Here is a 14,083-nt window from a genome sequence, read left to right as displayed (position 1 = left end):
CGCCTCGGTGGCGGCCGCGTGGATGGAGCTACGCGCGGGGGGTGGCCGCCGGGTCGGCGGGCCACCAGGAGGTTGGGTGCGCGAGCATGCGCATCACCTTACGCGGTCGAGGCCTCACCCGGGACCCCATCGGGCGTACGGGTGTGCCGGGCCGGACCCTCGTCCCGGCGCGGCCGGCACCGGGTAACTTGACCGGCGATGAACATTCTCGCGCTCGACCTGGGCACCTCCTCCGTACGCGGGCTGGTGCTGGACGGGGAGACCCGGCCGCTGCCCGGCGCCCTGGCCCGGCGGAAGGTCAAACTCGCCATCGGGGACGACGGCACGGGCACCCTCTCCGGCCCCGACTACCTCGCCAGCCTCGTCGAGTGCCTGGACGAGCTGGCCGAGGCGGGGCACCTGCACGACGTGGGCATGGTGGCGACGTCCGCGCAGTGGCACTCGGTGCTCCCGCTCGACCGCGACGGCACCCCGCTGGGCCCGGTCGTCACCTGGTTGGACACCCGACCCGCGCCGGTCGGCGACACGTCCGGCCCCGCCGACCCGGACGGCTTCCACCAACGCACGGGCTGCTGGTGGCACCGCTCCTACTGGCCGGTGCGCCTGCCCTGGCTGCGGGACCAGTCGGGCACGCCGATCACCCGGTTCGTCGGCCTCCCGGAATACGTGCTGGGCGAACTGCTTCAGACGGCGCCCATGTCGATCTCGCAGGCCTCCGGCACGGGCCTGCTCGACCTCGTCACCCTGCGCTGGGACGAGGAGGCGTTGACGCTGGCCGGCGCGCGGCCCCGCGACCTGCCGCCGCTGGGCGAACTGGACTGGCACGGCCGGCTCCGCCCCGACCGGGCCCGCCGCTGGCCGCAGTTGGCCGAGGCCCGGTGGGCGCCGCCGGTGGGCGACGGCGGGGCGTCCAACGTCGGCTCGGGCTGCGCCGACCCGAGCCGGGCCGCCGTCACGGTGGGCACCTCCGCCGCCGTACGCCTGATGCAGCGCATCCCGGCCGGCGAGCCGATGCCGCGGCTGCCCGAGCGTCTCTGGCGCTACCGGGTCGACCACGACCACGTGGTGACCGGGGCGGCGTACTCCAGTGGTGGCAACCTCTTCGCCTGGGCGAACCGGGAACTGCGGCTGCCCCTGGGGGACGAGTTGGACGCGGCGCTGGCGCTGGTGCCGGTGGGCGGTGGCCGACCCGCCGACCCCCGCTTCGGCGGCGACCGGGCGCCCGGGTTGGCCCCGGCGGGCACCGGGGAGCTGCGCGGCCTGAGCTTCAGCACCACGGCGGTGGACATCCTGGCCGGACTGATGCAGGGGCTGTGCGGGCTGGTCGCCGAGGACCTCGCGGTGCTGGAATCCACAGTCGACAAACCGGTCGGGGTGGTGCTGGGGGGCGGCGCGGTGGCCGCGTCGGTGTGGTGGCGTCAGGCGTTCGCCTCCGCGCTCGCGCCGCGGCCGGTGTCGCACCAACGAAACCCGGAGATCGGCGCGACCGGAGCGGCGTTGGTGGCGCTGGGGCACCTGGATGCGGCGGCGGCGCTCGCCGACATCGGCCGGACGGACGAACTGGTCTCACCGACCACGACAGGACGTTCCCACCCGCAGTATCCTTCCTGAACTTTCGCCCTGCCCGGGCCGTTGACAGTGCCAGCGAGCCTGGTTGGATGGACTCCGCTCCCCGGGTCGCGGTGGACGCGGCAGGACGGAGGAGGCAGGGTGGCGGCAGGTCCCGACCCGTCGATCGGTGCGGTGTCGAACCACCGTCGGCGTCGCTTCGACGTCCGGGTCGTTCCGCATCGACGCCGCTCGCCGTTCCGGCTGCGGGACTGGCGGATGAGCACCAAGCTGGCCACCGTCCTGCTGGTGCCGTCCATGGCGTTCCTGGTGCTCGCGGGCGTGCAGACCAGCGCGCTGGTCGGCCGTACGGCCACGTTGAACGACTTCTCCCGCCAGGTCGGCATCGGCCGGCAGATCACCGCCGTGGTCGACCAGCTCCAGCAGGAGCGGGACCGTTCGGCGGGTGAGCTGGGCGAGCTGCGCCGCAACGGCGACCGGGAGGCGGCGGCCACGGCGCTGCGACCGTTGCAGTCGTCCACCGACCGCGCCGTCGAGGACCTGCGCCGGGCGGCCGAGCCGCTGGCCGACGCCGACGCCTCCTGGCGGGTCGCCTTCTCCGAGGTGCTCGAGGCGTACGACCAGGTGGTCGACATCCGGCCGGCCATCCCGCCGGCGGTGCTGAGCAACGACACCATCCTGAGCAACTACCACCGGGCGGTCGACGCGCTGCTGGACCTGCTCGCCGAGCCGACGCCGGGTCAGGACCGGCCGGGGTTGAGCGACGCGGTGCTGCGCTACGTGCAGATCGCCCGGGTCAAGGAGCTGTCCTCCCGGGTCCGCGCACAGCTCTACGCCGCCGGCCGGGCCGGCCGGTACGGCACCGAGGACCGGGTGATCCTCTCCGACCTGCGCGCCCAGCAGCTCACCGCGCTCGGCGCGTTCCGGGTGTCCGCCACCAGCGACCAGATCCGCCGGTACGACGAGACCTCGGTCAATCCGGGGTTCCAGGTCGCCACCCGCCTGGAGGAGCGCAGCCTGCCGGTCGGCGACGCGGCGCCGGAGGTGCTGCCCTCGGAGCAGTGGTGGTCGGCGAGCCAGCAACGCCAGGAGCTGCTGCGGCAGGTCGAGGCGAGTGTGCTCGACGACGCGGTGCGCCAGGCCGACGACGCCAGCAGCGGCCAGCTCCGTACCACCCTGCTGGTGGTCGGCGGCGTCGTGGCGGTGCTGCTGGTCGCCCTGCTGATCTCCCTGCTGGTCGGGCGGTCGGTCGCTCGGTCGATGCGGTTGCTGCGCAGCCAGGCGCTGCGGATCGCCCAGGTGGAGCTGCCCGACGCGCTGGACCGGCTGCGCACCGTCACCGGTGGTGTGCCGACCATCGACGTGGCCCCGGCCGTCGTCCGTTCGCTCGACGAGATCGGTGAGCTGGCCGAGGCGTTCGTCGCGGTGCACCGCAGCGCCGTGACGGTCGCCGTCGAGCAGGCGCTGATGCGTCGCAACGTCAACGCGATGTTCGTCAACCTCGCGCGGCGCAGCCAGGTGCTGGTGGAGCGGCAACTGGAGCTGCTCGACGACCTGGAGCGGGAGGAGAGCGACCCGGACCAGTTGGAGAACCTCTTCAAGCTCGACCACCTGGCCGCCCGCATGCGCCGGAACGACGAGAGCCTGCTGGTGCTGGCCGGCACGGACTCCACCCGCCGGTGGAACCGTCCGGTGAATCTGGGCACCGTGCTGCTGGCCGCCGCCGCCGAGATCGAGCAGTACCAGCGCGTACGACTGGAGCCGATGGGCGTCGTGAACGTGGTCGGGCACGCGGTCGGCGAGCTGGTGCACCTCCTGGCCGAGCTGCTGGAGAACGCCACGGCCTTCTCCCGTCCGGACACGTTCGTCGTGGTGACCGCCCGGGTCGAGGCGTCCACCGCGCTCATCGAGATCGTCGACGACGGTCTGGGCATGAGCCCGTCCGCACTTGCCGAGGCGAACGCGGTGCTGGCCAGCCCGCCGGCCGCAGACGTCGCGGCCGTCGAGCGGATGGGTCTGTTCGTGGTCAGTCACCTGGCGAGCCGGCTCGGTGTGAACGTGCAGCTCGAAGGACGTCAGAGCGGCCTCGTCGCGCGGCTCGTGCTGCCGGCCACCCTGCTGGCGCCCGGCGGCGCGGTCGAGTTGGATCCGCCCGCGCCCGCCCGCATGCTGGCGTCGAACGCCGCCCGGGGCGCCGCGGCGCAGCGTGGGCCGGGGGTGCCGCCGTCGGCCGGCGTCCACGGGCCGGCGACCGCGCCGTTGGACCTTCCGGTGGCCGGTCGCCCGCCGGCCGCCGCCGTGCCGCGCCAGACCCGACCCGTGCCGGTACGCGCCGAGGACGTGCTGGCCCCGGCCGCCGCTTCCGCGGGCGACGGCGGTGGCTGGTGGTCCCGGCAGGGGCCGACGACCGGTCCGGTCGCCCCAGCCCAGCCCGTGCCCCCTGCGACTCCGGTGACGGCCGGCACGAACGAGCGGGGCCTTCCGGTGCGCGTACCGATGGCGCAGCTCTCCGCGGTCACCCGCCCCGCCCAGCCGGAGTCGTCGCCGCCGCGCGCCGACCTCGACCCGGACGCGGTCGGCGGCATGCTTTCCCGGCTCTACAGCGGGGTACGGCGTGCCGAGGCCGAGGACACCACCGAGATACCGGTGCCACCCTCGTGGAGGCACGACGAAGGAGGACGACGACAGTGACGACGTTGAGCCAGGAGGCACGTGACCTGAGCTGGCTGGTGAGCGCGTTCGCGGAGCGGGTGCCGGGCGTGGCGCACGCGGTGGTGGTCTCCTCCGACGGGCTGCTGGTGGCGATCTCCGACCATCTGCCCCGCGACCACGCGGACAAGCTCGCCGCGGTGACGTCCGGGCTGATGAGCATCACGGCGGGCGCGGCGCAGATGTTCGACGGCGACATCGTCAAGCAGACGGTGGTCGAGATGGGCCGGGGTTACTTCCTGGTGATGCAGGTGCGCGACGGGTCGATCCTGGCCACGCTCGCGGCCGGGGACGCCGATATCGGCGTGGTGGGCTACGAGATGGCGCGGTTGGCGAAGCAGGCGGGGGAGATGCTCACCCCGGCGCTGCGGGCGGAGTTGCAGCAGGCGCTGCCCCGCTGAGTCTTCCGGCCGTGACCCGGACGGTCACCGGCTCACCCGAGCCGAGCCGTCCGGGCCCGGCCGTCCGGGCGAGGAGTTCAGAAGCCACCCTCGGCGATGACGGAGCGGTACCAGTGGGCGCTGCGCTTGAGCACGCGCCGCTGGGTCACGTAGTCCACGTAGACCAGGCCCCAACGCTGCTCGAATCCCTCGTCCCATTCGAAGTTGTCGAGCATCGACCAGACATGGAAGCTCTCCAGCGGCACCCCGTCGCCGATGGCGCGGTGCGCGGCGGCCAGGTGGTCGCGCAGGAAGGTGATCCGGCCGCTGTCGTCGACGGTGTCGTCCGCGGCCAGGGTGTCGGGGGTGGGCAGACCGTTCTCGGTCACGGTGAGCGGGATCGGGCCGTAGTCACGGGTGACCCGGGTCAGGATGTCGTACATCCCGTCGGGGTAGATCTGCTGCCAGCCGGCCTCGGAGGTGGGCCAGCGGTGTTCGGTGCGGCCGTCGGCGGCGACGTAGATGGGCGTGTAGTACTGCACGGCCAGCAGGTCGACCGGCGACGAGATCACCGCGAGGTCGCCGTCGCGGATGCCCCGGACCATGCGGCTCTGCGGGCCCAGGTCGGCCAGGACGTCCTGCGGGTAGCTGCCCTTGAGCACCGAGTCGAGGTAGAGGCGGTTCTCGTAGCCGTCGTAGAGGTGCGCGGCGGCGGCGGCCTCGGCCGAGTCGTCGGTGGGGTAGCAGGGGTGCAGGTTGAGCGCGGGGCCGATCCGGCTGGTGCTGTCCGAGGCGCGGAGCGCGCGCACCGCGAGGCCGTGCGCGAGTTGCAGGTGGTGGGCGACGAGGTAGGCGGCGTCCGGGTCCTGCCGGCCGGGCGCGTGGTGGCCGGTGAGGTAGCCGTTCTGCACGACGGTCTTGGGCTCGTTGATGGTGAGCCAGACCGGCACCCGGTCGCCGAGGGCGCTGAAGACGGCGTCGGCGTAGTCGGCGAAGCGCAGGGCGGTGTCGCGGGACTCCCATCCGCCGGCGTCCTGCAACGCCTGCGGCAGGTCCCAGTGGAACAGGGTCGCCATCGGGGCGATGCCCCGCTCGTGCAGCCCGTCGAGGAGGCGACGGTAGAAGTCGAGCCCACGCTGGTTGGGCGCGCCGCTGCCGTCGGGCTGGATGCGGGGCCAGGAGATGGAGAAGCGGTAGCTGCGCAGACCCAGGTCACGCATCAGGTCGAGGTCTTCGACGTACCGGTGGTAGTGGTCGGCGGCCACGTCGCCGGTGTCGCCGTTGCGGGTGCGCCCGGGGATGCGGCTGAAGGTGTCCCAGACCGACTCACCGCGGCCGTCCTCCTTGGCGGCGCCCTCGATCTGGTAGGCGGAGGTGGCCGCGCCCCAGCCGAAGTCGCGGGGGAAGCGCAGCGGGCCGGCGGGCCCGGTAGGTATCGACATGGATTCTCCTCGTGGATACGGGGCCACCGCCAGGTTCGGGAGCGCTCCCAGGATAGGCCAGAAGCGCTCGACCCGGTGAGCCGGCCGTCATGGCGGCCGACGATGGCGGGTCGAGGCGGGTGAGGGCCCCGGACAGCGAACGAGGCCGACCGGGCGGCGCTTCGCGCCTGTCCCGTCGGCCTCTTTTCCCATCGTGTACGGGGGTTTAGTGTGGGGACGGGGGAGGGCAACCCCCGTCCCCACCGTAACTGCACACACACGGGCGGAATTGGGTCCTGCCGTGCGTGTCGCGCGGGAGCCGGGCCACGCGAGTGGCTCTGGTTCCACCTCCCTCCCTGTGGCGGGATGATGGCTGACGGCGGCGTCCGGGCTGGCCCGCCGTCGGCCTTCGGATGGTTCCCCGGGCCCGCCACGAGGACGGTCCCGGCGATCTTCCAGTTGGAACCTTTGTCGATGGAAGCGCTCCCATCGACCGATGTTGCGACTGTAACGCCCGTCACGCCTTTGTGAAAGACCCAAAACGAGATCGAAACAAGTGGGTGAACCAGCTCGCTGTGCGCTTGTTGTGGGAGCGCTTCCATGGCACACTGTCGATTCAGCGCGACAGGAGCCAGATCGCGTGGACGCGGGACCGCCGAGGGCAGCCGGAGCACCACCTCCGGTCACGGCACCCGAGCGCAGCCGGCGGGACCCCCTCCCGCGCGAGCCGCATCGCCGCACCCCGGCCGGGCCCGGGGCTACCACCTTCCCGGGCGCCTCGAATCCCCCGCGTACCACCACCTGCGGGCAGGCGCCTCGCCGGGAACCACCCGGCCTGGTCCGAGGAGACACCGCGCACATGAGACATCTGGCACGACGCCGTCGAGTGGCGATCCTCGCCGCCGCCGCGCTCGCCGTCGGCGGGGTCACCCTGCCCGCTGGCGCCGCTCAGGCCGCACCGGCCTGCGACGTGGTCTACGCGACCAACGACTGGAACACCGGCTTCACGGCCAACGTGACCATCAAGAACCTGGGCGACCCGATCAGCAGCTGGTCGCTCAAGTGGACCTTCCCGAACAGCGGCCAACGGGTCACGCAGGGCTGGTCGGCCCGGTTCAGCCAGTCCGGCAGCGAGGTCACCGCGACCAACGAGTCGTACAACGGCAACCTCGGCACCGGGGCCTCCACCACCATCGGCTTCAACGGCTCCCACACGGGGAGCAACCCGAAGCCCACCTCGTTCACCCTGAACGGCACCCCCTGCAACGGCACCCCGGCCAACCAGCCACCGAGCGTCTCGCTCAGCCTGCCCTCCGGGCCGTTCACCGCGCCCGCCGACGTGCCGCTGACCGCGACCGCCAGTGACTCGGACGGGACGATCAGCAAGGTCGAGTTCTACCGCAACGGCCTGCTCATCAACACCGACACCACCGCGCCGTACTCCTACACGCAGGAGGACCTGCCGGCCGGCAGCTACACGGTGCAGGCCAAGGCGTACGACAACGCCAACGGCATCGGGGTCGCCGAGAAGTCGTTCACCGTCGGCGCCGCCAGCGGCCCGACGCTGGTCGCCACGCCGTCTGCGGTGAGCGTCAACGAGGGTGGCACCTCCACCTTCAACCTCAAGCTCAGCGCCGCGCCGACGACGAGCGTGCCGGTCACCCTGACCCCCTCGGGTGACAGCGACATCACGGTCTCGCCGAGCACCGTCACGCTGACCCCCAGCAACTGGAACACCGGGGTCACCGTCACGGTCGCCGCAGCCGAGGACACCGACACCGTCGGCGGTAGCGCCACCATCACCGCCGCCGCCACCGGTCTCGCCTCGCTGGCGGTCGCCGCCACCGAGATCGACAACGACACCCCCGGTGGCGACAACGCCTACATCAAGAAGTTCCTCGACCAGTACGGCAAGATCAAGAATTCGGGTTACTTCAGCCCCGAGGGCGTGCCGTACCACTCGGTCGAGACGCTGATCGTCGAGGCGCCCGACCACGGCCACGAGACCACCTCGGAGGCGTTCAGCTTCTGGATCTGGCTGGAGGCCCAGTACGGCCGCGTCACCCAGAACTGGGCGCCGTTCAACAACGCCTGGACGGTGATGGAAAAATATATTATTCCGAATCATTCAGACCAGCCGACTTCCGGCTCGGCCGGTACCCCGCAGTACGCCGCGGAGTACAACCTGCCCAGCCAGTACCCGTCGGCCCTGAACCCGAACATCTCGGTCGGGCAGGACCCGCTGCGCTCGGAGCTGCAGTCCACCTACGGCACCGGCGACATCTACGGCATGCACTGGCTGATGGACGTCGACAACACGTACGGCTTCGGCCGCTGCGGCGACGGCACCACCAAGCCGGCGTACATCAACACCTTCCAGCGGGGCACCCAGGAGTCGGTGTGGGAGACCATCCCGCAGCCCTCCTGTGACACCTTCAAGCACGGCGGTCAGTACGGCTACCTCGACCTGTTCGTCAAGGACACCGGCGCCCCCGCCAAGCAGTGGAAGTACACCAACGCCCCGGACGCCGACGCCCGTGCGGTGCAGGCCGCCTACTGGGCGCTGACCTGGGCCAAGGCGCAGGGCAAGCAGGCCGACGTCGCCGCCACCGTGGCCAAGGCCGCCAAGATGGGCGACTACCTGCGGTACGCGATGTTCGACAAGTACTTCAAGAAGATCGGCAACTGCGTCGGGGCCAGCACCTGCCCCGCCGGCAGCGGCCGGGACTCGGCGCACTACCTGCTGTCCTGGTACTACGCCTGGGGTGGCGCGTACGACACCAGCCAGAACTGGTCCTGGCGGATCGGCTCCAGCCACAACCACTTCGGCTACCAGAACCCGTTCGCGGCCTGGGCGCTGACCAACACGCCGGAGCTCGCGCCGAAGTCGGCGACCGCCGCCAGTGACTGGGCCAAGAGCTTCGACCGGCAGCTGGAGTTCTACACCTGGCTCCAGTCCTCCGAGGGCGGCATCGCCGGTGGCGCGACCAACAGCTGGGACGGTAGCTACGCCCAGCCGCCGTCGGGCACCAGCACCTTCTACGGCATGTTCTACGACGTCGACCCGGTCTACAACGACCCGCCGTCGAACCAGTGGTTCGGCATGCAGGCGTGGTCGATGCAGCGGATCGCCGAGCTGTACCTGCAGACCGGCAACACGAAGGCCAAGGCGCTGCTCGACAAGTGGGTGCCGTGGGCGATCGCGAACACCACGCTCGGCACCAACTGGTCGATCCCGTCGGACATGAAGTGGACCGGCCAGCCGACCACCTGGAACCCGAGCAGCCCGCAGCCCAACACCAACCTGCACGTCGAGGTGATCAGCAAGGGCCAGGACGTCGGCGTCGCCGCCGCCTACGCCCGGATCCTGATCGCGTACGCGGCAAAGTCGGGCAACGCGGCGGCGAAGACCACCGCCAAGGGTCTGCTCGACGCGCTCGACGCCGCCAGTGACTCGAAGGGTGTCTCCACCACCGAGACGCGTGGCGACTACAAGCGCTTCGACGACGTCTACGACGCCTCCACCGGTCAGGGCCTCTACGTCCCGCCGGGCTGGACCGGGAAGATGCCCAACGGCGACGCCATCGCCGCCGGGAAGAGCTTCCTGGACATCCGGTCGTTCTACAAGAACGACCCGGACTGGCCCAAGGTGCAGGCGTACCTGAACGGTGGCCCGGAGCCCACGTTCAACTACCACCGCTTCTGGGCGCAGGCCGATGTGGCCATGGCGTACGCCGACTACGGGACGTTGTTCCCGAACGGCTGAGAGCAACCCGGGGTGGGTGGAGTGCCCCGCCCACCCCGGGGTTCGGCCGGGTCCGGGGGAACGACGGGACCCGGCCGGCGGACGGCCTGACACCCACGGTCAGGCCGGGGTGGGCCGGTCATCTGGTCAACGCAGCGGGTCGACCGGCCCACCCCACCGCCCGGACTGAAGACTGCCGCGAAAAAGCCCAGAAATTCCGGCTGTCACGGGATCACACCAAGGACGTTGACGGAGTAACGTACGTCACCGGAGAGGCCGCTCCCCCCGTGGCGGCCTCTCCACTTTTTTATGCCTCTGCCTCGGGTCGCGGCGCGGTGTCCGGCAGCGCGGCGACCGGATGACGCAACCCCGGGTGTTCCGGTGGCAACGACCGGCGCAACACGATCCAACTCACGGCCAGCGCCGCAGCGACCAGCGGCCAGGTCAACGCGATCCGGGCCACCACGAGCGCGAGCACCTGTCCACTCAGGTAGAGCGGCACGAACACCGCCACCCGCAGCAGGTAGGTCGCCGTCCACACCCAACTGGCCCGGCCGTACCCGCGTAGCAGCGCCGGATCCCGTCGCCACCGCGCGCGCTGGCCCAGCGCCGCGCCGACCAGCACGCCCAGCAGCGGCCAGCGCACGACGATGCTGACGGCCCACGCCAGCGCGCTCGCGGCGTTGGACAGCACCTGGATCAGAAAGAAGTTCTCGGCCCGGCCGGTACGCACCGCGATCAGCGCCGCGACGCAGACGGCGAGCAGACCGATCAGCACCGAGCGCGGCCGGTCACCCCGCCGCAGTCGTACGCCGGCCACGACGACGCCCACGGCGAGCGCGGCGCCCACCCCGGCCCACAGCGACTCGCCGCCGATCAGCCAGCCCAGGGCGAACGCGACCGGCGGCAGGGTGGCGTCCACCGCGCCCCGTCGCCCGCCCAGCAGATCCGCCAGGGACTCGACCCGCGCCGGGCCGGGCCCGACCTGCCCGGACTCCCGCTCCGGTGTACCGCTCACCGCCACCTCCTCACCCCCGCCACAACCTAACCGCCACCAGCCGGTGGGCCACCGACCGACCGGCCCGGACCGGCCGCTACGGTGTGCGGATGCGCGCGACGGCACGGGGTTGGACGGCGGTCTGGTTGGTCGTACTGGCCCTCGTCCAGGCGGCTGCCTTCCTCGCCGTGTGGCGGGTGGCCGTGCACACCGAGATCGGTCAGTGGGTCGACACGGTCGCCCTCACCGGCAACGAGATCGGGCACGACCGCATCGACGGACCGGTGGACCGGATCCTGAACGCGATGTCGGTGGTGTCGCTGCTCGCCGCCACCGCGATGATCGGCTTCATCGCGCTCATGCGGGGGCGGATCGCCCTGGCCGTCACCGCGACCCTGCTCATCGCCGGAGCCAATGTCTCCACCCAACTGCTCAAGTACGGGCTGAACCGGCCCGACTTCGGCGTCGACCCGGACCGGGCCGCGGTGGGCAACAGCCTCCCCAGTGGGCACACCGCCGTGGCCGCGTCGGTGGCGGTCGCGCTGATGCTCGTCCTGCCGCGCAAGGTACGGGCCGTCGGCGCCTTCGTCGGCGCGCTCTACGCCGCCGTCGCCGGGGTGGCCACCCTCTCCGCCGGGTGGCACCGGCCCAGTGACGCGGTCGCCGCCTATCTGGTGGTGGGTGTCTGGGCGGCGCTGGCCGGGCTGCTCCTGCTGATCACCCAACGGGAGCAGGCCCAGGTCGAGCCCGGCGACGCGCACCGCCTCGCCGCCGCCGTGCTCGGCGTCGCCGGAGTGCTTGCCCTGATCGCCTCCGGGCTGGCGCTCACCTGGCTGGTGGATCTGCGCGGGACCGGCCCGGAGGAGTTGGCCCGCCGACCCCTGTTCGCCGGGTACGCGGGCAGCGCCGCCGGCATCGCCGGGACGATGGCCGTGGTGATGGCGCTGGCGCTGACCGTCGTGCACCGGCTCGTGCCCAGAGTGAAGGGCTGACCGGGCGGACGTCCGGCGATCAGGCCCCGACGCGGGGCGCGGGCACGTGCGGGGCGACGCCCCGCAGGTGGGTGAGCACCACCGGGTCGATCCGCCCCGGCACCAGGCGCTCCTCCAGGTTCTCCAGCCCCGCCCAGGAGACCAGCGCCGCCTCCGGCCCGGCGTCGCCCACCGGGTGACCCAGCCCGGTGAGCAGGGCCGCCACCTCGTCGGCGACCGCGCCGCTCAGGTCGAGCAGGGTCGCCGGGTCAGGCCGACTGAACAGCATGGTGTGCACGGCCAGCAGCCGACCGAGCTCGGCGACCGGGTCCAGATGATCGTCCACCCGCAGGTCGACGACCACGTCGCTGGTGCCGCCGTACCCGCCGCCGCGCTCGACCACCAGCAGGCCGGCGCTCTGCCGGCCGCGCCGGTCCCCGCCGGCTTCGTCACCGGCCCGCAGCGCGGCGACCAGCCGCTCGGCGAACGGCAGCGCCGAGGCGCCCTGCCACGTCTCGCCCATCGCGTCGACCACCTCGGGGCCGGCGAGGATGTTGCCCTGCGCGGCCCAGCCGTCGCCGACGCGCCCGCCCGCCCACGGGTGGCAGGCCGGGCCGGTCCAGCTCGCCCCCGGCCCGCTGACGCCCACCACGCCGAGCTGTCGGTGCTGCCGCTCGGCGTCGGCGGCGACCAGGCCGGCCACCACGTCGGCGGCGGCCACCCCGGTGCGCAGCAACGCGAGCCCCTGCGGACGGTAGGCGAGGTTGACGTGCGCCTGGGTGGCCAGCGCGCCGACGTCTGACGCGGCGGCCGGCACCAACGCCCCGGCGGCGAGGAACTTGCTGGCCACGACGACTCCGTGCCGGCGGCCGTCGGCGGAGCGGGCGACGAGGGAGAAGGTCACCCGCCGAGACTAGCCCGCGTGCTCGCGTACCCCGATGCCTCAGAACGGCGTCGCGGCGGCCTCCGGCGGCGCGCCGCGCGCCCGGCGGGCGTCCGCGACCGCGACGCCACCGAGCACGAACGTCCCGGTGGCGGTGGCGACCACCCCCGGCAGGAACAGCAGTGGTACGGCCGCCGCCGCGAGCACTCCGATGGCGATCAACCGCGACGGCGAGACCCGCCCGAAGACCTCGTACTCGAAGCGGGCCCGACCGGTCAGGAACAGCGCGGGTCCGCCGAGCACCATGACCACCCACGGCGCCGGGGCATGGCCCAGCGGTTGCTCGATGACCAGCTCGTAGCCGATCGCCGTCGCGGCCAGACCGATCACCATGATCAGGTGAGTGTCGGCCGCCGAGCGGCCGATGTTGGCGGGGTGACGGGCCGTCTGCACCGCCTCGGCCAGGATCTGCCCGGCGCGTTGCACGTAGATCCGCCACAGCATGATCGACGTGGCCACCGCGAACGCGAACGCCGCCATGTGCCCCGACCCGTACGGGCCCTTGCTGTAGGCGAAACCGGCCACCAGGATCGTCTCGCCGAGTGCCACGAGGAAGAACTGCTGGTACCGCTCCGCCAGATGCTCCCCGGCGATCTCCCACTTCGAGACCGTGGAGCGGCCCAGCCCCGGCACCGGCCAGCCGCACCGAGCGGCCAGGTATTCGGCGGCCAGCGCCACCGACCAGAGCACCACCTGCGCGTTGCCGGGCAGCAGCGCCCCGCTGATCCAGAGCACGCCCGTCGCGGCGAAGATCACCGCCATGCGCACCTTCAGCCGCCGGTACGGATGCGGCCCCAACGCGATCGACAGGATCACCGGCCGGGTCAACTGCGCGATCACGTACGCCGTGGCGAACATGAGCGACGTCTCGCCGAACGCCCGGGGGATCGCCACCCCCATCACCATGCTGCTCACCAGCGCCGTCAACACGACGATCTGCAGCGGCGCCCGGTACGGGTCGTAGCGGCTGGTCGTCCACGCGGTGCCCTGCCAGACCGCCCAGAGGGCCAGGAGCAGCAGCAGCGTCTTGCCGCTGCCGGTGATCGCCGCGGCGGCGTGGTCGCGGGCCGGCTCCCGGCTCAGATCCTCGAACGCCCGCGCGGAGATCCGGGTGAGCGCGAAGACGTACACGAGGTCGAAGAAGAGTTCCAGGAACGTCGCCCGACCGGGCGCGGCCGCCGCCGGAACCGGCTCCAGGTGTCCTGCCGCCCTGGAACCCATGGTCAGCGGCCTGCGCCGGTGCTCCGGTCCACCTCGCAGTGGTAACACCTCCGTCGGCGGCGGCGCGGCGAACCGGCGATTAGGCCCACTAAGGGGATCTTGCTCAGGGGCGCCGTCACCAGGCAGG

Annotated in this window: 9 protein-coding genes; 5 read left to right on the top strand and 4 right to left on the bottom strand. The window is 72.3% G+C overall.

Annotated elements, in window-relative coordinates:
* Nucleotides 1-198: 198 nt before the first annotated feature.
* From ACQPZK_RS21060 to ACQPZK_RS21050, 3 genes are all read left to right on the top strand, one after another.
* Nucleotides 199-1,611, top strand: a complete 1,413-nt coding sequence (locus ACQPZK_RS21060) for an FGGY family carbohydrate kinase (protein ID WP_433534654.1) — start codon at nt 199-201, stop codon at nt 1,609-1,611.
* Nucleotides 1,612-1,710: 99 nt separating this feature from the next.
* Nucleotides 1,711-4,260: a sensor histidine kinase gene (locus ACQPZK_RS21055; protein ID WP_433534653.1), complete on the top strand. Its 2,550-nt coding sequence runs from the start codon at nt 1,711-1,713 to the stop codon at nt 4,258-4,260.
* Nucleotides 4,257-4,679, top strand: coding sequence for a roadblock/LC7 domain-containing protein (locus ACQPZK_RS21050; protein ID WP_053652618.1), 423 nt, complete (start codon nt 4,257-4,259; stop codon nt 4,677-4,679). The genes ACQPZK_RS21055 and ACQPZK_RS21050 overlap by 4 nt, the downstream gene beginning before the upstream one ends.
* 77 nt (nt 4,680-4,756) lie before the next feature.
* Here the strand turns inward: ACQPZK_RS21050 and ACQPZK_RS21045 are convergent, their stop codons facing one another.
* Nucleotides 4,757-6,100 carry a GH1 family beta-glucosidase gene (locus ACQPZK_RS21045; protein ID WP_433534652.1) on the bottom strand — a complete coding sequence of 448 codons (1,344 nt, stop codon included), beginning with the start codon at nt 6,098-6,100 and terminating at the stop codon, nt 4,757-4,759.
* Nucleotides 6,101-6,938: 838 nt separating this feature from the next.
* Here ACQPZK_RS21045 and ACQPZK_RS21040 point away from each other — a divergent pair.
* Nucleotides 6,939-9,845 (top strand): glycoside hydrolase family 48 protein, encoded by a 2,907-nt coding sequence (locus ACQPZK_RS21040; RefSeq protein WP_433534651.1) that lies wholly within the window; start codon nt 6,939-6,941, stop codon nt 9,843-9,845.
* Nucleotides 9,846-10,131: 286 nt separating this feature from the next.
* On the opposite strand, the gene ACQPZK_RS21035 is transcribed toward ACQPZK_RS21040, so the two are convergent.
* Nucleotides 10,132-10,842, bottom strand: a complete 711-nt coding sequence (locus ACQPZK_RS21035; protein ID WP_433534650.1) for a DUF3159 domain-containing protein — start codon at nt 10,840-10,842, stop codon at nt 10,132-10,134.
* A gap of 83 nt (nt 10,843-10,925) precedes the next feature.
* Between ACQPZK_RS21035 and ACQPZK_RS21030 the strand changes: the two genes are divergently transcribed.
* Nucleotides 10,926-11,813 (top strand): phosphatase PAP2 family protein, encoded by an 888-nt coding sequence (locus tag ACQPZK_RS21030; protein ID WP_433534649.1) that lies wholly within the window; start codon nt 10,926-10,928, stop codon nt 11,811-11,813.
* A 19-nt stretch (nt 11,814-11,832) separates the two neighbouring features.
* Here ACQPZK_RS21030 and ACQPZK_RS21025 read toward each other — a convergent pair whose 3' ends face one another.
* Together ACQPZK_RS21025 and ACQPZK_RS21020 are read right to left on the bottom strand one after the other, a co-directional pair.
* Nucleotides 11,833-12,696: a DUF1028 domain-containing protein gene (locus ACQPZK_RS21025; protein WP_433534648.1), complete on the bottom strand. Its 864-nt coding sequence runs from the start codon at nt 12,694-12,696 to the stop codon at nt 11,833-11,835.
* 39 nt (nt 12,697-12,735) lie between these two features.
* A complete protein-coding gene (locus ACQPZK_RS21020; protein ID WP_433534647.1) occupies nt 12,736-13,956 on the bottom strand; it encodes a low temperature requirement protein A in 1,221 nt (406 codons plus the stop codon).
* Nucleotides 13,957-14,083 lie beyond the last annotated feature (127 nt).

The sequence above is a fragment of the Micromonospora sp. CA-249363 genome (assembly GCF_050950185.1).
In the GTDB taxonomy this organism is placed as follows: Bacteria; Actinomycetota; Actinomycetes; order Mycobacteriales; family Micromonosporaceae; genus Micromonospora.
The sequence above is the reverse complement of the archived record's forward strand: the minus strand, read 5'-3'. Positions and strand labels throughout refer to the sequence as shown.